The sequence below is a fragment of the Embleya sp. NPDC008237 genome (genome assembly GCF_042956465.1).
Taxonomy (GTDB): Bacteria; Actinomycetota; Actinomycetes; order Streptomycetales; family Streptomycetaceae; genus Embleya.
Genome location: NZ_JBIBGL010000010.1, coordinates 1 through 20,422, shown reverse-complemented (window position 1 = coordinate 20,422; position 20,422 = coordinate 1). Strand labels below are relative to the sequence as shown.

Annotated in this window: 13 protein-coding genes; 11 read left to right on the top strand and 2 right to left on the bottom strand. The window is 71.6% G+C overall.

What is annotated here, in order from left to right; translation table 11 throughout:
- Window positions 1–94: 94 nt before the first annotated feature.
- On the bottom strand, window positions 95–2,065 hold the full coding sequence (locus ACFZBU_RS25160) for a PQQ-binding-like beta-propeller repeat protein (RefSeq protein ID WP_391585900.1): 1,971 nt from the start codon (window positions 2,063–2,065) through the stop codon (window positions 95–97).
- Window positions 2,062–2,367 (bottom strand): hypothetical protein, encoded by a 306-nt coding sequence (locus ACFZBU_RS25155; RefSeq protein ID WP_391585899.1) that lies wholly within the window; start codon window positions 2,365–2,367, stop codon window positions 2,062–2,064. The genes ACFZBU_RS25160 and ACFZBU_RS25155 overlap by 4 nt, the downstream gene beginning before the upstream one ends.
- A 319-nt stretch (window positions 2,368–2,686) precedes the next feature.
- On the opposite strand from ACFZBU_RS25155, the gene ACFZBU_RS25150 reads away from it, so the two are divergent.
- From ACFZBU_RS25150 to ACFZBU_RS25100, 11 genes are all read left to right on the top strand, one after another.
- On the top strand, window positions 2,687–3,598 hold the full coding sequence (locus ACFZBU_RS25150; protein ID WP_391585898.1) for a hypothetical protein: 912 nt from the start codon (window positions 2,687–2,689) through the stop codon (window positions 3,596–3,598).
- Between the two features lie 272 nt (window positions 3,599–3,870).
- Entirely contained in the window at window positions 3,871–4,446 is a 576-nt protein-coding gene (locus ACFZBU_RS25145; protein ID WP_391585897.1) for a flavin reductase family protein, read from the top strand.
- A 398-nt stretch (window positions 4,447–4,844) separates the two neighbouring features.
- Window positions 4,845–5,831, top strand: coding sequence for a LuxR C-terminal-related transcriptional regulator (locus ACFZBU_RS25140; RefSeq protein ID WP_391585896.1), 987 nt, complete (start codon window positions 4,845–4,847; stop codon window positions 5,829–5,831).
- A gap of 659 nt (window positions 5,832–6,490) precedes the next feature.
- On the top strand, window positions 6,491–7,351 hold the full coding sequence (locus ACFZBU_RS25135; RefSeq protein WP_391585895.1) for a 3-hydroxyacyl-CoA dehydrogenase family protein: 861 nt from the start codon (window positions 6,491–6,493) through the stop codon (window positions 7,349–7,351).
- Window positions 7,351–8,022, top strand: a complete 672-nt coding sequence (locus ACFZBU_RS25130; protein WP_391585894.1) for an O-methyltransferase — start codon at window positions 7,351–7,353, stop codon at window positions 8,020–8,022. Before ACFZBU_RS25135 ends, ACFZBU_RS25130 begins: the two co-directional genes overlap by 1 nt.
- 16 nt (window positions 8,023–8,038) lie before the next feature.
- Window positions 8,039–8,317, top strand: a complete 279-nt coding sequence (locus ACFZBU_RS25125; protein WP_391585893.1) for an acyl carrier protein — start codon at window positions 8,039–8,041, stop codon at window positions 8,315–8,317.
- Window positions 8,301–9,410 (top strand): acyl-CoA dehydrogenase family protein, encoded by a 1,110-nt coding sequence (locus ACFZBU_RS25120; protein WP_391585892.1) that lies wholly within the window; start codon window positions 8,301–8,303, stop codon window positions 9,408–9,410. Before ACFZBU_RS25125 ends, ACFZBU_RS25120 begins: the two co-directional genes overlap by 17 nt.
- A gap of 25 nt (window positions 9,411–9,435) precedes the next feature.
- Complete coding sequence (locus tag ACFZBU_RS25115; protein WP_391585891.1) at window positions 9,436–10,527, top strand: HAD-IIIC family phosphatase; 1,092 nt, start codon at window positions 9,436–9,438, stop codon at window positions 10,525–10,527.
- 164 nt (window positions 10,528–10,691) lie between these two features.
- Window positions 10,692–12,566 carry a BTAD domain-containing putative transcriptional regulator gene (locus ACFZBU_RS25110; RefSeq protein ID WP_391585890.1) on the top strand — a complete coding sequence of 625 codons (1,875 nt, stop codon included), beginning with the start codon at window positions 10,692–10,694 and terminating at the stop codon, window positions 12,564–12,566.
- Between the two features lie 310 nt (window positions 12,567–12,876).
- Window positions 12,877–19,188, top strand: a complete 6,312-nt coding sequence (locus ACFZBU_RS25105) for an SDR family NAD(P)-dependent oxidoreductase (protein ID WP_391585889.1) — start codon at window positions 12,877–12,879, stop codon at window positions 19,186–19,188.
- A 34-nt stretch (window positions 19,189–19,222) separates the two neighbouring features.
- Window positions 19,223–20,422 (top strand): beta-ketoacyl synthase N-terminal-like domain-containing protein (locus ACFZBU_RS25100; protein WP_391585888.1); only part of this gene is annotated, 1,200 nt, incomplete at its 3' end.

The following is a 20,422-nucleotide window of genomic DNA, read 5'->3' as shown; positions in this document are numbered from 1 at the left end:
GGCACGGCGCGGACACCGGTTCACCGGGTGTCCGCGCCCGGACCGGACACGGCCTGGCGGACGCTCACCACACGTCGGGCGTCCGCGACCGGCTTCAGGCCCCGCGTCGTGCGCCGGCGATCAGGCGGTAGCCGAGGCCGGCGGTGCTTTCGTCGACCAGGAACAGTCGGCCGTCGTGCTCGAAGGGCGTGGGCATCGCCTCGGCGAGGGAGACGCCCAGCCGCAGCGGATACTCGTCGAGGACCCGGATGTGGCCGGTCTCCGGGTCGAAGCGGACCAGGCGCGGCGGCTTGCTGCCCCGGGCGTTGACCCACACCCGCAGACCGCCGTCCGGGTCCACCGAGATTGGCGCGGCCTTGCTGTCCACGCTCAGGCGCAGCATCCTGACGGCGGCGGGCAGCGCGGAGATCCAGCGCACCCGGCCGCTCTCCCGGTCGACCGCGATGATCTGGTTGGCCCCGGGCGTGTTCGAGGCGTGCACGGACTGCCCGTTGTTGCCGGGCACGTAGATCGTGCGTCGGTCGGCGAGGATGCGTGGCACGGTGTCGTGCGTGCTCCTGTGTGCGTCGTCGCGCGCGTCGCCGACCAGCGGACCGCCGACCTCGATCGGGTAGGCGGGTTCGCCGCGGTCGGACAGCACGACCAGCCGGGCCGGGCCGCCCGGCGTGTTCGGTTCGTCGACGATCACCGGGGAGGTGGACACCACCGGCGACCCGTCCTTGGGCACCGTGCCGTCCCTGGGCAGTTTGTGCACCCAGGCCGGCTTGCCGGTGAGCGGGTCCACGGCCCAGACGGCGTCGGTGGTCCCGCACAGTCCGTTGGCGACGAGCGCCGGCCCGCCGCGGAAGCCGGTGACGTGGCAGCCCGCCGCGAAGGTGCGGTCCGCGACCCACAGTCGGGCACCGTCCCTGATCCGGAACGCGGTGTCGCCGCTGACCACGACGCCGCGCGAGACGGCCAGACGCTCGCGGGCCGGGGGCCCCTCGGCGGTGCGCGGCTTGCTCCACACCTCGGTGCCGGAGGTGATGTCGATGCCCGCGATCCGGTCGCAGGCGGTACCGACGCCATAGACGACGACGGCGATCGGCCCGTCGGTCTCGGCGCCCGCGGCGCACATCGCGGCGCCGTTCGGGAGCGGCTTCTCCCAAACGGTGGCGCCGCTGTCCACCCGGTACGCGACCACGCGGGCACGTTCCGAGCGGACCACGGTGTCGCCCTGGAACCAGGTGCCCTCCAGCGTGCGCGCGTCGGCGACCGCGATCCCCGGGGGCTTGGGGCCGTCCCGGCCCTCCTTCAACGACCAGGCGACCGCGACGCGTTCGCCGGTGTTGTCGTAGTCGTCGGGATGGACGGCCTGGCGCACCGCGCCCACGCCCGCGATCGCGAGTACCACCAGGGCCAGGATCGTGCTGCGGAGCAGGATCGGGCGATCGCGCGCGGGCCGGATCCGGCCCGGGGCGAGCGGCGGGCCGAAGACGAAGTGGTGCGCCGAGGGCGCGGGTTGCAGCGGCATCGGGGCCGGAACCGGCGGGAGCGGTGAGCCGGGACCGGCCGGGCCGGCGTACCCGGGCGGGTGCGGCTGCGGGTAGGGCGCCGGCTGCGGCTGCGGGTCGTGCAGCGGCAGATTGGGGTTGGCGACGAACCCGCCGCCGGAGGAATTCGGGAGCGGCGCCGGACGGGGCTGCGGTCGGGCAACCGGCTGCGCCTGCGGTTGCGGCCCGGCCTGGGTCGGGATGTGCGGCCGGGACTGCTGCCGTGCCGGGTCCGGCGCGGGCGGTTGGGGGTGCGAACGGGTGGGGTCCGGGGGCGGCGCGAACCCGGGCGGCGTCTGCGCCCGGGCCGGTGGCACGAACGGCGGAGGGGCCCCGGCCGATGACGGCGGTGCGAACGGCGGAGGGGTTGCGGCCGACGGCGGCGGTGCGAACGTCGGTGGTGTCGCGGCCGACGGCGGGGGCGCGAAGGTCGGCGGCGTGGACTGTCCTGCCCGGGCCCGCCGTTGCTCGTCCCACGGGTCCTGCGGGCCCGGTGTGCCGTCCGGGTCGTGCGGGTGCTGTGGGGTGCTCACGCGCCGCCTCCCGGGGTGTCGGGTGTCACCGGGGCACCCAGGCCGACGTCGTGCGGACCGGGCAGGTCCTTCTTGAGATCGCTCCGGTCCACGGGGCCCACCGACTGGCCGACGTTGTGCAACCACAACACCAGGAACACGATCGCGGCGGCCGACGCGGCGGTGATCAGCACGCCGACCACGATCACCAGGCCCTTGCGCGGCGCGGCCGGGCCGCTCGCCGGGCGTGGCGCGGCCGGCCCGCCCCATGGTTGGGGCACCGGCCCCGGGCCCCGATCCTGTGGTGGCAATGAGTGCGTCATGACGATCGCGCCCCCCGTGTTCCTGTCCCGAATCCGCCCCGTGCGCGACCGCCGTCCGGCACCCCCGACGCAACGCCGCGTCGATCACCGTACCGACCCCGGCCGGCTCCCGCCGACAATCACCCCCCGCCCGAGCACGCACCAGCGCCACCACGAGCGGCGAACCCTCCCCGCCGGGCCGGGCGTTCGCTCCGAGGCCGGCGCAGGGTCGAGGTCCGGCTCCCGGACGCGGGCGGGACCACCTTGTGGGCGGTTTGTCGCGGTGGGGCAGGATGGCCATGCGTCGATCGACGTCGTTTTCGTAGCGGGGAAGTGGATCGTGTCGTTTCAGCAGCCGGCAGGAGGCGAGCAGCCGCCGCCGCCCGGTGGCGGGTCCTATGGACCGCCGCCGGGATCGTACGGGGCTCAGCCCCCTGGCCAGTCGTACGGTGGGCCCTACGGGCCGCCGCCCGGCGCCCACCAACCGGGCGCCCACCCCTACGCCGCGCCGCCGCCGCCCGGGCAGCCGATGTACGGGCCGCCCGGATACGGCATTCCGCAACCGCCGCCGCGCCGCGGGCCCAAGGTCGGCCTGATCGTGGGGGCCGTGGTCGCCGTGCTGGCGGTGGGTACCGTCGCCGTGCTGGGGGCGACCGGGGCGTTCTCCTCCGACGACAAGGACTCGGTGGCCGAGCCCACGTCGTCGGCTTCGGCCTCGGTGACCGGTCGGCCCACCTCGGCGCCGCCCGCGCCGCCCGAGCCGCCGGTTCGGCCCACGGGCACGCCGTCGACGGCCAAGCGCACCGTGGACACCCCCGCGCGGGCGGGCGGTCTCGACCGGATGGGCGACGACGCCTATCCGCTCCAGACCACCATCCGGCGGCAGGCGGTGGCCGGTTCGAAGGTGGCCGCCTACGGCCCGGCCGGGGCCGGCACGCCGACGGCGCTGGTCATGGTGATGGCCAACCCGTCGCCGCTGTTGTCGCCGACGACGGTGATGGATCAGATCATCGAGGGGATGCAGGACGGGGCGCAGGAGAAGTCGGCGGACGTGGGCAACGTTCGCGAGATGAGCCCCGGCGCGCTCGGCGGTGTGCTGCGCTGCACCAGCATCCAATCGGGCGGCAAGGCGCTGCCCACGTGCGTGTGGGCCGACGCGGACACCGTGGGAGTCGTCTACGCGATCAACGAGACGTCGCTGGACGCCGCGTCGACGCTGACCCTGCGGGTACGTCCCGATCTGGAGAAGTGAGCGGCGGGCGATTCGTGCGCACCCGGCGGGCCGGCTCGTTCATCGAGCCGGCCCGTTCGCATTTCCGCTTCACAGGGTCGTTCGCCCTCGGGCGATACCGGGATTGGGTGCGAGCGGGCCGGTGAACGGCTCGGCCGACGGGTGAACGGCTTCGGCGGGGCCGATGACTGCGCCGGGGAGCCAAATTCCGCCGGCGGTCTTGGTGACTCGTCCCAATGCGGTGCTCGGAGTGCTCATTATGCTTCGAGGAGTTGCTACCGGAGGAGTCGATCATGGTTGCCCCGTTCGACACGACGGATTTCCGGCGCACCCTCGGATACCTGCCGACCGGGGTAACGGTAATCACCACGACCGATCCGTTCGGTCGGCCCGTCGGTATGGCCTGCAATTCGTTCATGTCGGTGTCGTTGAATCCGCCGCTGGTCATGTTGTGCGTCGGAAACGCGTCGGCGACGCTGGTCGATCTTCGGCAGAGCGGTGGATTCTGCGCCAATATCCTCGGCAGCGGCCAGGGACAGTTGTGCCGGCAGTTCTCGGTCAAGGACATCGATCGGTTCGCCGGTGTCCGGTGGACCGAGTCGGCGGCGGGTCCGGAATTGTGTGATGCGCTCGCCTGGATGTCGTGTTCGATCGACGTCGAGCATGTCGCCGGAGACCACGTCATTCTCATCGCCGAGGTGACCGCACTGCGGGTGAACCAGGACGAACCCGAGCCGCTGGTATTTCACCGCGGCGTGTTCGGGTCGTTCCGGGAGAACGCCGAACCGCTCGCGGCAGGGGCATCGCCGCGGCCGGGAGCCGGCGGGGCCGCCCGAGCCGCGTCGGCCGCACCGAGCACCGCCGGCTAGGCGGCTCGTCGCCCGGGCCGCGCTCGACGAGTGCTCGTACCTCCCGAGAACCGGTTCATCGACCCGGGCGCCGTGCCGTGCCGGAGGCATCCGCCGGTCGTGACTTCGGCGCCGGCGCGGACGGGCGGCGGATCGGCCGCCGTCGGGGCTGGTATCGGCACGCCGTGCGCGCCATGCTTGCGCACATCTCGCGCCGCCGTGACGCACCGGCGAGGCGGAAAAGGCGAAAACAGGTCGGCGGGAACGATTTTTCCTCTCGCATATCGCTCACCGCGGCGGAGAATGGCCCATTAGGGATCAATTTTTCTATACCGGCGTATCGGTGGAAACATTCGACACCGCTCGGGTATCCTGCCCCGAGGTAAATGGAAGGAATGCATAGTTCACTGGGAGTGCCATTGTTTCCCGAACCGGTTGCCGGAATTTTCGAAGTTTATGAATGGAGTCTGGGCAGAGAAGGCTTCGCGGCCGACGACGTGGCACACGAATTCGGCTTCGAGAATCCCGGCCGGGGCGAGGAGATCATCGCCGAACTCCTGGAACTCCGGCTCATTCAGGCGTCCCGTCAGCGGGACGCCTGGTTCGTCCCGGCCGACCCGAGTATCGCCTCCTCGCAACTGCTGACGCGCAGCGAGCGCGAGCTGCTCGGCTGGAAAATGGCGACGGGCCAGCTCCGGAACGAGCTCGCCCGGCTTTCGCTGCTGTTTCGATCGAGCAAGTTCGGCGGTCGGAACGCCAACTCGTTCGACGTCGTGAAGGAGCCCGAGACGGTCAGATTACTTCTCTCCGAGGCGGCGGCGAACAGCTCGCACGAGGTCGTCTGTATGCAACCCCGCGGCGGGTGGCCGGTCGACGAGTCGGCCGAGGTACAGGAACGGGATTTCCGACTGCTCGGCCGGGGCGTGCGGATGCGGGTTCTGTACCAGCACGCCGCACGTTTCGACCTACCGATCCGCGAGTATGCCGGGAAGCTGGTCGACGCCGGCGCCGAGATACGGACGGCGGGAGCGCTTTTCGGCAGGATATACATCTTCGACCGCACTGCGGCGTATATCCTCGCGAACGGCGAGGACGGCGGTGCCGTGGTCGTGCAGGAGCGCTCGCTCATCGAATTTCTCTACTCGTGTTTCGAGCATGTCTGGGCGACGGCGAAGGATTTCGACAGTCGGCGGGCCGAAACCGAGGTCATCAGCAGTGACATGAAGAAGGAGATCGTCAGGATGTTGATCTCCGGAGCCAAGGACGAAGCCATCGCCCGGCGTCTGGGTGTATCGGTGCGCACCTGTCGTAAACACATCGGCCAGGTCATGCAGATGTTCGGCGCGACGAGCCGGTTCCAGTTCGGCTACCTCGTGAAGGAGGCGAACCTGGTGGAGGACGTGTAGCGGCAACCGGTTCCGCTCGCCCCGGCCGGCCGCGGCCGCGCATCCCCTCGACTCGTCCGTCGGCTCGCGCCCCGCCGGGGGCGTTCGCCGTGTCGTGTTCTCACGCGCTGGTCAAGAGCAGGTCGCGTGAGTTTCATCAAGTGGAAGTGCAGCTTGATGAGCGGGTCGGGGGGTGGAGTCCGCAGCGGTTCTGTCACACACTGTAGGGAGTCGCAATCGCGCGACGGCGGGGATGTCCGCCGAACACCAAGGGGGCCGCGTCGATCCGTTCATCCCTCGCGTCACCGGTCGATCCGAGCGTTTCATGCCGGGTTTCGGGGCCCACGGCGGCGAGGTGAGTTGCGCGTAGAGCAACCTGTACGAATTCATTCCGGGTTATTTTCCTCGGACTCGGGGTGTTGCAGAAGTCTGCACCGAGGACGGCCTTGCAGTCGGCGTCGCAACGATGCGACTCGGTCGACCCGACGATTCATCCTTTCCGTGTTCGCCCGCATCGGGCGAACGCTGCCTTGATGTGCACGATTCCTGTCGAAAACATTTCCGCACGCAAACTTTCCGCACAAATCTGGGGTGGTTATGAGCGGGTCCGTCTTTCGTGACATCGGCCGGGGGCCGAGAAAGCCCTTTGCCGTTTCGGGACGGCAGGGTGTGGTCGGCCGATGACCGAAAACGGGGGCGCACCGCGGCTTGCGGTGTTCGGCGCGGGAGTTATGGGGATCGGTATCGCGACCCTCGCCGTCGGGCGAGGAGTCCCGGTCGTGCTGGTGGACGTGGACCCGGCACGGCTGAGCACGGCACGCGAGCGGTTGCGGGGCGAGCTTCGGCTCGCGCACATGACGGGTGCGCTCCCACGGGGCGGCCCGATCGGCGAACTGGAACTCGCCGACTCCGCGGTGGCGGCCTCGGGCGCGACCTGGGTGATCGAGGCGATCACCGAGGTCGCCGAGCTGAAGGCCAAGGTGCACCGGGAGATCGCCTCCGTGGTCGCGCCGGGGACGCTGCGGATCACCAACACGTCGTCGATCCCGGTGGACGAGCTCGCGGGGGAGATTCCGGCACCCGAGTCCCTGGTGGGCGTGCACTTCATGAACCCGCCCTACCTGATCGGGACGCTCGAGGTGATTCGCGGGCCGCGCAGCGGTGAGCCGGCGATGTCGGCCGTGCGGGACCTGCTGTCCACCCTGGGACGCAAGGGGATCGAGGTCGCAGACGGGGCCGGCTTCGTCACCAGCCGGCTGCTGCACCGCATGATCAACGACGCGGCGAACGTCGTCGAGGAGGGCCGGGCCACGGTCGAGGACGTCGACGCCCTGATGGAAGGTTGCCTCGGGCACCCGACGGGACCGCTGCGGACCGCCGACCTGATCGGGATCGACAACCTCGTCGACTCCCTGGCGGTGCTGTACGAACGCACCGGGGACGAGGGTTGCCGGCCGAGCGAACTGCTCCTGCGCAAGGTCGCAGAAGGCAACCACGGTCGCAAGACCGGGCGCGGCTTCTACGAGTACGGCGTCCGCTGATGGCCGGCCAGGTGGAGATCAGCGAGCGCCTGCTCGACTATGTGCGATCGGTATCCCTGCGCGACGACGAGATCCTGCGCGACCTGGTCGCCGAGACGGCCTTCATGCCGGCCCTGAACGCCATGGTGACCATGCCCGAGGAAGGGCAACTGCTCGCCATGCTGGTCGGGTTGACCGGTGCCGGCCGGGTGTTGGAGATCGGCACCTTCACCGGCTACAGCACGTTGTGCATGGCCCGGGCGCTGCCGCCCGGCGGGCGGATCGTCACGTGCGACATCAACGAGCGCTGGACCAGGGTCGCCCGACGGTACTGGGAACGCGCGGGGGTGTCCGACCGGATCGAGCTGCGGCTCGGGGACGGCGCGGAGACCATGGAGACCCTGCTGGCCGAGCACGGGCCGGAGACCTTCGACCTGGTCTTCATCGATGCCGACAAGACCGGATACGCGCGCTACTACGAAGAGGCGTTGACCCACCTGCGGCCCGGCGGCCTGATCGTGCTCGACAACACGCTCTACTTCGGCCGGGTCGCGGATCCCGAGGCGGACGATCCCGACACGGTGGCCATCCGTGCGCTGAACGCCGCACTCCTGGCCGACAGCAGGGTGGAACTGTCCATGCTCGTCATGGCGGACGGGATCACGTTGGTACGCAAGAACAAGGTGCGATGAGGAAGGGGCTTTTCCCATGACGGACGCGACAACGGATCTGACGGTCGCCGACATCGAGCAGCGAATCGGCGAGTTTCTCGAGGCGAAGACCAGGGCGACCTGGGAGCCGGAGGTGGACCTGTTCGCCTCGGGCGCGGTCTCCTCGCTCTTCGCGATGGAACTGGTGGTGTACGTGGAGGGCACGTTCGGCGTCGCCGTGGAGGGCGCCGACCTCGCCATGGACAACTTCCGCACCGTGCGGGCGATGAGTTCGCTGGTGACCCGGCTGCGCACCGGCGGTGACGGTGGTGCTTGACGCCCTGACCGCGTTGGTGACCGACACGGTCGCCGACGCGGCGAGCGAGTGGGACGTGGCGGGTGAGATCCCGATCGACGTCCTCCGGGGACTCGGCGCCAAGGGAGTGCTGTGCGCCGAGGCGAACCCGAAATTCGGCGGGCTCGGCCTGTCCGGCACCGACAACGGGGAACTCACCGCCCACACCGGCACGTTGTGCAGCTCGCTGCGCAGCGTGATGACCTCCCAGGGGATGGCCGCGTGGACGATCCAGCGGTTCGGTGACCAGGCACAGCGAACGCGGTACATCGGCCGGCTCACCGGTGGGGAACTGGCCGCGGTCGCGTTCAGCGAGCCCGGTGCCGGCAGCGATCTCGCCGGGATGGCCACCGAGATCCGACGCGACGGCGACGACATCGTCGTGCACGGCACCAAAACGTGGATCACGGTCGCCGCCTACGCGGACTGGATCGTCGTGTTCGGGCGCCACGGGTCCGGCGGCGCCATCGCCGTGGTACCGACGTCGGCACCCGGTGTCCGGGTGACCCGGGTGGCCGACCCGCTCGGCTGCCGTGCGGGCGGGCACGCCCGCGTGGAACTCGACCGGGTACGGCTGCCTGCGGAGAACCTGCTCGCGGTGGCCGGCCAGCCGATGCTGATGCTGACCACCATCGCGCTGACCTACGGCCGCTTGTCGGTGGCCTGGGGCTGCGTCGGCATGTTGCGTGCGTGCCTGACGGCGGTTGCCCGACACGCCGCGAACCGCGAACAGTTCGGCAAACCCCTGCTCAGGCACCAGCTCGTCGCCCGGCACCTGGCCGAGCTCTATGCCGCGGAACGAACGGCGACGTTCGCCTGCGAGCAGGCGAGCCGCAGTTGGGACGGCGGTTCGCCGGAACAGGTGCCGGCGTCGGTCCTGGCCAAGCACGTCGCGGCCGGGAACGCCGCCCGCGGCGCCGCCTCGGCGATGCAGGTGCTCGCCTCCGCGGGGGCGGCGGGCGGCCATGTGGTGGAGCGGGCGTACCGGGACGCGAAGTTGATGGAAATCATCGAGGGCAGCAACGAGATCTGCCAGCTGATACTCGCCGAGCACGCCGCCTCCGCGGCGGGCTAGGCGGTCGCAGGAAACGGGGGCGGAGATGTCCGAAACACAACCGATCGTGAAGTGCCTGGTCTGGGACCTCGACAACACACTCTGGAACGGCACGCTGGTCGAGGACGGCCACGTCGAGGTCGACGAAGCCGTCCGCAAGGTGGTCGTGGAACTCGACGCACGCGGCGTACTGCAGGCCGTGTCCAGTCGCAACGACCATGACGAGGCCTGGGCGCGACTCGAAGCGCTGGGTCTGGCCGAGTACTTCGTGCTGCCGCACATCGGCTGGGGCCCGAAGTCCGAGTCGGTGCGCAGGATCGCCGAGCAGCTGAACTTCTCGCTCAGGACCATCGCGTTCATCGACGACCTGCCGACCGAACGCGCCGAGGTCGAGTACCACCTGCCGGAAGTCCGGTGCTACCCGGCCGAGCAGGCCGGCACGTTGCTCGATCTGGCCGAGTTCAGCCCGCCGGTGGTCACCGTCGACGCACGTCGTCGGCGGCAGATGTACCAGGCAGGGTTCGAACGGGACACGGAGCGGGAGAAGTACCAGGGCGCCGACGAGGAATTCCTGCGCTCGCTCGACCTGGTGATGCGGATCGGGAAGGCCCGGGACGAGGAGATCACCCGGGTCGAGGAACTGACCCTGCGGACCAGCCAGATGAACGCGACCGGCGTGCACTACTCGGACGCCGCGTTGCGCTCGTTCCTGTCCGACGAGCACCACGACGTGCTGGTGGTCTCGATGACCGACCGCTTCGGCCCGCACGGCGCGGTCGGGGTCATGCTGATCGAGAAGACCGCGCAGGCATGGCACATCAAGCTGCTGGCGACGTCCTGTCGGGTCGTCTCGTTCGGCGCGGGCGCGGTGCTGTTGCGCTGGCTCACCGACGCCGCGGCGCGGGCCGGGGTGCACCTGGTCGCCGACTTCCGACGCACCGAACGCAACCGAATGATGGAAGTGGCATATCGGTTCGCGGGGTTCGGCACCGCCGAATGCGCCTGCCTGGCCTCGTTCTCGGCACCCGAGGGAACCGAGTGCCTGCACCTGGAGCCGGTCCGGCAGGACCCGCCGACGACCATGCGCGTGATCGCACCCGAACCGCACGCCGCCGACCGCGAAGCGGAATGGCTGTAGGCGGGTTCTCATCGCCGGCTCGAACCCGGCTCGGTCGAACGCGGCTTCGTTGAACGCTGTCCGGTGGACTCGGCTTCGTTGAACGCTGCTCGGTTGAACGCTGAACAGGAACGATCTACACGGGGGCTCTCTTGCGGTTCTTGGTGCTCGGCCCGTTAAAACTGATGGACGACGAGAAACCGATCGCGATCGGCGGCGACCGGCGCCGCGCGACGCTCGGCCTGCTGCTGCTCAACGCCAACCGCGAGGTGGCGACCAGCAAGCTCCTCGAAGGACTGTGGGGCACCGAGGAGACGCCGCCGACGGCACGCAAGATCCTGCAGAACGCGGTGCGCGGCCTGCGCGTGATGTTCGCCGAGCACGCGCGGGGCGACGCCCGCCCACCGGCGCTGCTGACCTGTTCGCACGGATACCAGTTGCAGGTCGACCCGGAACACGTCGACATGTTCCGTTTCCACCGCCAGGCGCAGGCCGGCCGTGCACAACTGGCGGCCGGCCGGCCCGCCGCGGCGGCGGACACCCTGCGGGAGGTGCTCGCGCTGTGGCGCGGGCGGGCGCTGGCCGACCTGGTGGAGACCGGGCACTCCTGGGCGGAGCTGACGGCGCTGCAGAACGCCCGGCTGGACGTGATGGAGGACTACTACGAGGCCGAGTTGGCCAATGGACACCACCAGGCCGTCCTGGGCGAGCTGGAGGCGATGGTCGAGGCCGAGCCGCTGCGCGAGCGGGCGTGTCACCAGCTGATGCTCGCGCTGTACCGCAGTGGTAGACAGGCCGACTCGCTGGCGGTCTACCGCCTGGTGCGACTGCGGTTGGCCGAGGAATTCGGCCTGGAACCCGGCCGGGAACTACGGCTGTTGCAACACGCGATCCTGGTGCACGACCCGTCCATCGCGGCCCCCGCGGCGCCGGCGCGACCGGTGGTGCCCTCCCGCCTCGGTCCGGAGCCGGAGCCGGAGCAGCGTGAGCGGCCGGTTCGCCGGATGGTCCAGTGGGTCGCGCCGCCGAGCGCCGACGATCGCAGCACGGTCAGCGCCGTGCTGATCCGCGCCGACTTCGGAGCCGGCCGCCGGCTCACCGACGTCGGCGCGGCCCTGGAACGCACCGCGACCACCGTGCGCGAGGAGGTGGAGCGGCTCGGCGGCGTGGTTGCCGGGTCGACCGGCTCCGTCGCGCTGGCCGTGTTCCGACCCACCTCGCCGCAGGAGGGCGGCGGGGAACGGATCGCCGAACGGGCCGTGCACGCCGCGATGTCGCTGCGCCGGCGGATCTGCTTCGACGTGCCGGACGGCGAGCGGCCCGTGCTGCGGGTGGCGGTGTCGACGGGCGAGATCCCGAGCCGTCCCGGTGCGGTGTTCCTGGAGCCGCTGCCGGTCAACGGCGCACTGCTCGCCGACTGCGAGTCCCTGCTCCGCTTCGCCGAGGACACCGAGATCGTGGTCTGCGGCCGGACCAGGGCACTGACCGGGTCGACGATCCGGTACGGCCGGGAGGGCGGACTTCGGCCGCGGTGGACCGTCGAGGGACGCTGTCGCGACACCTTCGCCCAGCCGGAGCTCTTCGACCGCGAGCCCGAACTGGATGTGCTGAGCAGCCTGCTGGAGCGGGTCCGCCGCCGTGCCCGGCCGCACCTGGTCCTGGTCCTGGGCGCCCCCGGGATCGGCAAGTCCCGGTTGCTCACGGCGTTCGAGAGTCGCGCCGAGGACGCGGCGACGGTGCGGCTGAACTCCGGCGTGCCGGTGACCACACCGCACGTGGCGAAGCTTGCCGAGCACCGCCCGCTCGTGGTGTTCGTCGACGACCTGCATCTGGCCGACAACGCGGCGCTGCGGACCATCGAAGAGTTGCTGGAACTGCCGGAACCGATGCCACTGTTGGTGGTTGCCGCGGCTCGGCCGGAGTTGTTCCGCAGGCGCCCGGGATGGGGCGACGGTCAGCGGCACGCCAGTTGGATGACCCTGGAGCCGGTGACGCTCGACCCGCCCGTCGAAGCACCACGGGAGCACGACCTGCCGAGGCTCTGCCATGCCGCCGGCTGAGCACGGACCGGTTTCCTTGGTCCGGGAAGCCAGATTCGCGGGTCCGTATGGGTTTCCGGGACCCGGTTGCCCACCAGCCCCGCAGGGTTGACTGGCCTGGTGCCGCACCCGGCGTCGTCCACCCCGTGGCGGCGCCCGAAACGGCCCCTCGCCGCACCGCCGAAACGTCCGAGTACTCCGAGTATTCCGAGTATTCCGAGTACGAGGACGCTCCGGCTGCGCACCGAGGGGCCGCACCGAACACCGCCACGGGGCAAACGTCGCCGGGCACGGCACCAGTTGAGTACTCGGCCGGAGGAGTGACGAGACGATGGAGAACGAGGGCAGGCTGCGGAACTACCTCAAGCAGGCGGTTGGGGAACTGCAGGACACACGCGAGCGCCTGCAGGAACTGGAGCGGGCGGCCGGCGAGCCGATCGCGATCGTCGGCATGGCCTGCCGCTTTCCGGGAGGTGTCGTCTCGCCGGACGGGTTGTGGGAGCTGGTGGCCGAAGGCCGGGACGCGATCGGCGACTTCCCCACCGACCGCGGCTGGGACGTCGACGGCCGGTACGACCCCGACCCCGGCGTGCCGGGCAGCTTCTACGCCCGCGGCGGCGGATTCCTCTACGACGCGGCCGAGTTCGACGCCGACTTCTTCGGGATCTCGCCGCGGGAGGCGCTGGCGATGGACCCGCAGCAGCGGTTGCTCCTGGAGACGTCCTGGGAGGCGCTGGAGCGGACCGGGATGGACCCGCAGTCGTTGCGGGGCAGCGAGACCGGGGTGTTCGTCGGGCTGATGGGCCACGGCGGCCAGCGGTACGGGCTCGGCGCCGAGGAGTCCGGGCAGGGCGGTGACGGATTCGGCGGGACCGGGAGTGCGGCCAGCGTCGCCTCCGGCCGGATCGCCTACCTGCTCGGCCTGGAGGGGCCCGCGCTGACGGTCGACACGGCGTGCTCGTCCTCGTTGGCGACGATGCACCTGGCGAGCCGGGCGCTGCGGACCGGGGAGTGCTCGCTGGCGCTGGCCGGCGGGGCGTCGGTGATGGCCTCGCTGGACACGTTCGTGGACTTCTCGCGCCAGCGCGGGCTGGCCGAGGACGGCCGGTGCAAGGCGTTCTCGGCGTCGGCGGACGGTACCGGGTGGTCCGAGGGCGTCGGCATGGTGGTGCTGGAGCGGCTCTCCGACGCCCACCGGCTCGGGCATCCCGTGCTCGCGGTGATCCGCGGCAGCGCGGTGAACTCCGACGGCGCCTCCAACGGTCTGACCGCGCCGAACGGGCCGTCCCAGCAGCGGGTCATCCGCCGGGCACTGGCCGACGCAAGCCTGACGCCGTCCGACGTGGACGTCGTGGACGCGCACGGCACCGGCACCCGGCTCGGCGACCCGATCGAGGCGCAGGCGCTGCTGGCGACCTACGGCCGGGAACGCCCGCAGGGGCAGCCGCTGTGGCTGGGATCGCTGAAGTCCAACATCGGGCACACCCAGGCTGCCGCAGGCGTGGGCGGCGTGATCAAGATGGTCTCGGCGATCCGGCACGGCGTGCTGCCCAGGACGCTGCACATCGACGAGCCCACGCCCGCGGTGGACTGGGCGTCGGGCGCGGTGGAACTGCTGACCGAGGCGCGCGCCTGGCCCGAGACCGGCCGGCCGCGCCGGGCCGCGGTCTCGGCATTCGGCATCAGCGGCACCAACGCCCACGTGATCATCGAACAGGCCCCGTCGGAACCGGAGTCCGAGCACGCCGCCGAGCCGCAGTCGGGGCCGCGGCCCGGGCACGCGACGGTGCCGCTGCTGCTGTCCGCCTCCTCCACGACGGCACTCGCGGCCCGGGCCCGGCAGTTGCACGCCCACATCACGGCGAACCCCGGTGCGCCCGTGGCCGGCGCGTTGGCCACCCGAGCGCCACGACTGGTCCACCGCGCGGCCGTCACCGCCGACGACCCGTCGGCGGGACTCCTGGCACTCGCCGACGAACGGCCCTCCCCGGACGTGCTGGTCGGTACCGCCCGCGCCCGCGGCAAGACGGTGTTCGTCTTCCCCGGCCAGGGCTCGCAGTGGTCCGGGATGGCCCTCGACCTGTACCGCGAGTCGCCCGTCTTTCGCGCCCGACTCGAGGACTGCGCCGACGCGTTGGCGCCGCACGTCGAGTGGAACCTGCTCGACGCCCTCGCCGGGCCACTGGATCGGGTCGACGTGGTGCAGCCGGCCCTGTGGGCCGTGATGATCTCGGTCGCCGAGCTGTGGCGACACCACGGCCTGATCCCCGACGCGGTGCTGGGCCACTCCCAGGGCGAGATCGCCGCCGCATACGTGGCCGGCGCGCTGACCCTCGCGGACTCCGCAGCCGTCGTCGCCCTGCGCAGCAAAGCCATCACCCGACTGGCCGGCACCGGCGGCATGGCGTCCGTGCAACTCCCGGCGGCCGAGGTGGCGCACCGGATCGAGCGGTACGCGGGCGCGGTGGAGATCGCCGCGATCAACGGGCCCGGCAGCACGGTCGTCTCCGGCACGCCCGACGACCTGGCCGACCTCGTCGCGTCCTGCACGGCCGACGACATCCGCGCGCGGATCATCCCGGTGGACTACGCCTCGCACTCGGCGCACGTCGAGGCCCTGCGAGACGAGATCGTCACGGCACTGGCCGGCATCGAGCCTCGGCCCACCCGGGTTCCGTTCCACTCCACGGTGACCGACGAGGTCGTGGCCGGCCCCGAACTGGACGCCGAGTACTGGTTCCGCAACCTGCGCCGCACGGTCGGCTTCGCCGCGGGCACTCGCGCGCTGCTCGACCAGGGACACCGGGTGTTCGTCGAGGTCAGCGCGCACCCCGTGCTCACGACCGCGATCGGCGAGACGGTCGAGGAGGCGGAGGCGTCCGACGCGGTGGTGCTGGAGTCGCTGCGCCGCGACGAGGACGGGCCGGCCCGCTTCCGCACGGGGCTGGCCAGGGCGTACGTGCACGGTGTCGACGTCGACTGGCGGATCCCGCCCACTACGGCCGAGTTGCCGACGTACCCGTTCCAACGCCGGCGCTACTGGTTGAAGGAGGTCGCCGCGGCCGGCGACACCGCGGCCCTGGGCCTGCACCGGGCCGACCACCCGCTGCTCGGCGCGGCACTGCGCACGGCGGACGGGGAAACGTCGGTGCTCACCGGTCGGTTGTCCCGCGCCGCCCAGCCCTGGCTGGCCGACCACGGGATCGGCGACTCGGTGCTGCTGCCCGGCGCGGCGATGGTCGAGCTGGCCCTGCATGCCGGGGACCGGATCGGCTGCGGACACCTGGGTGAACTGACCATCCAGGCACCGGTGGTGATCGAGGGCGACCTGGACCTGCAGGTGCTGATCGGCGCGGAGGCCGACGGCGGCCGGCCGGTGAGCGTGCACACCAGCCCGAGCGGGCGAGACGACTGGACGCGGCACGCGACGGGCGTGTTGACCGCCGAGAGCCCGCCGGCGTCCGGTGACCTGGCCGCGTGGCCGCCATCGGGCGCGGTGGCCGTGCCGGTGGAGGGGTTCTACGAGGCGCTGGCCGACCGCGGCTACTCGTACGGCCCGATCTTCCGGGGTGTGCGCGCCGCGTGGCAGGACGGCGACGTCGTCTACGCATCGGTCGCCCTGCCGGAGGATCAGGACGTCACCGGATTCGGGCTGCACCCCGCGCTGTTGGACGCGTCGCTGCACGCGGCCGGCCTGACCGGGACGGACGCCCTGCGGATGCCGTTCGGCTGGACGGACGTACACCTGCACGCCACCGGCGCCAGGACGGTGCGGGTGCGGCTGACCCCGGTCGGGTCGAGCTCGATCGCCGTGCTCGTGACCGACGAGGCCGGACAGGTGGTGGCCTCGGTCGGCGAACTGGCGCTGCGGCCGGTGGACGCGGGTGCGTTCGGGCGGACCCGCGTGGACGACTCCGCGCTGTTCGGCTTGGACGCGATGCCGGTCGAGCTGCCCGAGCCGCCCGCCGAGCCGGGCTGGGTCACGCTTTCGGCGGAGGCACACGAACGCCCGGTGTCCCTGTCGGCGGCGACGGCGGTGTTGTGGACGTGCCCCACCGGTGAGCTGCGGGACGTCGTCTCGCAGACGTTGCGCTTCGTGCGGGAGTGGCTCACGGAGCCACACCTCGCCGACGTGCCGCTGGTCGTGCTCACCCGGGCGGACGAACCTGCCCACCGCGCGGTGGCCGGGCTGCTGCGCACCGCGCGCACCGAGCATCCGGGCCGGCTCCGGCACATCGACGTCGACGACCACCCGTACACGCGGCGGGCGCTGCCGGCCGCGATGGTCGCCGAGCATCCGGAGCTGGTCCTCCGGGCCGGCGTCGGCGCGGTGCCGCGGCTGGTCCGCGCGTCCGCGTCCCCGGCGCTGCCGGCGCCCAAGGATGTGCCGTGGCGACTGGCGCTGACCTATCGCGGTGAGCTGGACGGCCTGTCGCTCACCGCGTGCCCCGAGGTGCTGCGCCCGCTGGAGGCGGGCGAGGTGCGGATCGCGGTGCGCGCGGGTGGGCTGAACTTCAAGGCCGTGCTGCTGGAGTTGGGCATGGTGGCGCAGGACGGCTGGTCCTCGCTGGGCGAGGGCGCCGGGATCGTGCTGGAGGTCGGTGCGGACGTCACCGGACTGGCCCCGGGCGACCGGGTGATGGGCCTGTTCACCGGGGGTCTGGGCTCGGTCACGATCTCCGATCGCCGGCTTGTCGTGGCGATGCCGAAGGGCATGTCCTTCGCCCGGGCCGCCGGGATCCCGGTGGTGCATCTGACGGCCTACTACGGTCTCGCGGACCTGGCCGGGCTTCGGGCGGGCGAGTCGTTGCTGCTGCACGCCGCGACCGGCGGGGTGGGCTTCGCGGCCCTGCAACTCGCCAGGCACTGGGGCGCCGAGGTGTTCGGCACCGCCAGTGCCGGCAAGCGGGACGTGCTGCGTGCCTGGGGATTCGACGACGACCACCTCGCCGATTCGCGCAGCCTGGGCTACGCCGCGCGGTTCGGGCGGACCACCGGCGGTCGCGGCGTGGACGTCGTGCTCAACGCACTGGCCCACGAGCACGTCGAGGAGTCGCTGGCCCTGCTGCCGCGCGGCGGGCGATTCGTGGAGATGGGCAAGACCGACATCCGCGACGCACAGGAGATCGCCACGACGTATCCCGGAGTGCAGTACCGGGCATTCGACGTGATGGAGGCCGGGTTCGAGCGCATCGGCGAGATGCTGGAGGAGATCCGCGTCCTGTTCGACGAGGGCGCGCTGCGGCCGATGCCGCTGACCGCGTTCCCCGTGCACCGCGCGCCGGAGGCGTTCCGGTACCTCAGCCAGGCGCGGCACGTCGGCAAGATCGTGCTCACCCTGCCCGCCCCGCTCGACCCCGACGGAACGGTGCTGGTCACCGGTGGGACGGGGGTGCTCGGCGCACTCGTCGCCCGGCACCTGGTCGCCGAACACGGCGTGCGCCGGCTGCTGTTGACGAGCAGGCGCGGTCCGGCGGCCGAGGGCGCGACCGCGTTGCTCGCGGAGCTGCGTGCGGCGGGCGCCGAGGTGTCCGTGCTGGCCTGCGACGTCTCCGACCGGGACTCGGTGGCGGAGCTGGTCCGTTCCGCCCACCGGCTGACCGGGGTGATCCATGCGGCCGGGGTGATGTCCGACGGCGTGCTGGAGGCGTTGACCCCGGAGGGTCTCGACACCGTGCTGCGGGCGAAGGCGGAGTCGGCATGGCACCTGCACGAGCTGACCCGAGAGCACGACCTCTCGCTGTTCGTGCTGTTCTCCTCGGCCGCCGGAGTGCTGGGCAACGCCGGTCAGGGCGGGTACGCCGCGGCGAACGCGTTCCTGGACGGGCTCGCGGAGCATCGGCGCGGGCTCGGGCTGCCGGCCACCTCGATCGCGTGGGGCCTGTGGGCCCGGGAGAGCGCGATGACCGGCCACATGAGCGAACTCGACCGGGACCGGCTGTCCCGGATGGGTCTGGGCGCGATCACCGACGAACAGGGCCTGGCCCTGTTCGACGCCGCACTCGACCTGCACCGTCCGGTGGTGGTGGCGGTGCCGGTCGACGTGGCCCGACTCCGCGCCGGCGGCCGTCCGGTGCCCGACGTGCTGTTCGCCCTGGACCCGGCGGCGCCGACCCGACGACGGGTCGTGACGGCGGCGACCGCGGCGACCCACGCGGATCGGCTCGGGGCACTGCCCGAACGGCAGCGGCGCAAGGAACTGCTGGAACTGGTACGGGAGTCCGCCGCGATCGTGCTCGGCCACAGCACGGCCGCGGCGGTCGACGCGGACAGCGCGTTCAAGGAACTCGGGTTCGACTCGCTGACGGCGGTGGAACTGCGCAACCGACTGGGCAACGGCACCGGGCTGCGCCTGCCGCCGACGGTCGTGTTCGACCACCCGACACCGACCGAGCTCGCCCGGTTCCTGGACGAACTGCTCGTGCCCACCGAGGAAACGACCGTGGGCTCGATCGTGACGGAACTCGACCGCCTCGTCGTGACCCGGCTCGACGAGAGCGAGCGGGGCCTGCTCGCCAAGCAGTTGCAGGAGGTGCTGCGCCGGCTCGCGGTGCCGGACGAGGCAGGCGGGGAGCGCGACTTCACCGCGGCCTCCGACGACGAACTCTTCGACTTCATCGACGGCGAACTCGATATCGCGTGATCTTGCACGTCCGAACGGAAGGGGGCTGCCCGAGATGTCCAACGAGCAGAAGCTTCGAGAGTATCTGAGGCGGGTCACCACGGACCTGCAGCGAGCACAGCGCGAGCTGCGCGACGCCGAGGCCGCCGCTCGCGAGCCGATCGCGATCGTCGGAATGGCAAGCCGCTTCCCGGGCGCCCCACACACCCCCGAGGACCTGTGGGAACTGCTCCGCGAGGGCGGGGACGCCCGCACCGAATTCCCGACCGACCGCGGCTGGGACATCGATCGCCTGTCCGACCCGGATCCCGACACCCCGGGCACCACCTACCTCACACAGGGCGGCTTCCTGCCCGACGCCGGGCGGTTCGACGCCGAGTTCTTCGGGATCTCGCCGCGCGAGGCGCTGGCGATGGACCCGCAGCAGCGCCTGCTGCTGGAAACCTCGTGGCAGGCACTGGAGAGCGCGCGGATCGACCCGGCTTCGCTCCGGGGCAGCGCGGGCGGCGTGTTCGTCGGGGTGATTCCGCAGGAGTACATGCCTCGCGCGGGGGAGACGCCCGCGGAGCTGGAGGGCTTCGTGCTCACCGGCGGCACCACCAGCGTTGCCTCGGGGCGGATTTCCTATGTGCTGGGCCTGCTGGGGCCGGCGGTGACCCTGGACACGGCGTGTTCGTCGTCGTTGGTGTCGATCCACCTGGCGGAGCAGTCGCTGCGCAGCGGGGAGTGCGACCTCGCGCTGGCGGGCGGCGCCACCGTGATGGCCGGCCCCAGCGTGTTCGTGGAGTTCTCCCGGCAGCGCGGGTTGGCTCCGGATGGGCGGTGCAAGGCGTTCGCGGCGGCGGCGGACGGTACCGGTTTCTCCGAGGGGGTGGGGGTGCTGGTGTTGGCGCGGCTCTCCGAGGCCCGTCGGCGCGGGCTGCCGGTGCTCGCGGTGATCCGGGGCAGCGCGGTGAACTCCGACGGTGCCTCCAACGGCCTGACCGCGCCGAACGGTCCGTCCCAGCAGCGGGTGATCCGGCAGGCGCTGAGCAATGCCGGCCTCTCCGCCGCCGAGGTGGATGTGGTGGAGGCACACGGCACGGGCACCCGGTTGGGCGATCCGATCGAGGCGCAGGCGCTGTTGGCCACGTATGGGCGGGCACGGTCGGCCGGCTCGGACGATCGGCCGCTTCTGTTGGGCTCGTTGAAGTCGAACATCGGGCATACGCAGGCGGCGGCCGGGGTGGCCGGGGTGATCAAGTTGGTGATGGCG

Bases quoted from the DNA above. Each gene is read 5' to 3' on its own strand.
- ACFZBU_RS25135 (WP_391585895.1), top strand. From the start codon at position 6,491: ATGACCGAAAACGGGGGCGCACCGCGGCTTGCGGTGTTCGGCGCGGGA.
- ACFZBU_RS25110 (WP_391585890.1), top strand. From the start codon at position 10,692: ATGGACGACGAGAAACCGATCGCGATCGGCGGCGACCGGCGCCGCGCG.
- ACFZBU_RS25130 (WP_391585894.1), top strand. From the start codon at position 7,351: ATGGCCGGCCAGGTGGAGATCAGCGAGCGCCTGCTCGACTATGTGCGA.
- ACFZBU_RS25105 (WP_391585889.1), top strand. From the start codon at position 12,877: ATGGAGAACGAGGGCAGGCTGCGGAACTACCTCAAGCAGGCGGTTGGG.
- ACFZBU_RS25115 (WP_391585891.1), top strand. From the start codon at position 9,436: ATGTCCGAAACACAACCGATCGTGAAGTGCCTGGTCTGGGACCTCGAC.
- ACFZBU_RS25145 (WP_391585897.1), top strand. From the start codon at position 3,871: ATGGTTGCCCCGTTCGACACGACGGATTTCCGGCGCACCCTCGGATAC.
- ACFZBU_RS25155 (WP_391585899.1), bottom strand. From the start codon at position 2,367: ATGACGCACTCATTGCCACCACAGGATCGGGGCCCGGGGCCGGTGCCC.
- ACFZBU_RS25125 (WP_391585893.1), top strand. From the start codon at position 8,039: ATGACGGACGCGACAACGGATCTGACGGTCGCCGACATCGAGCAGCGA.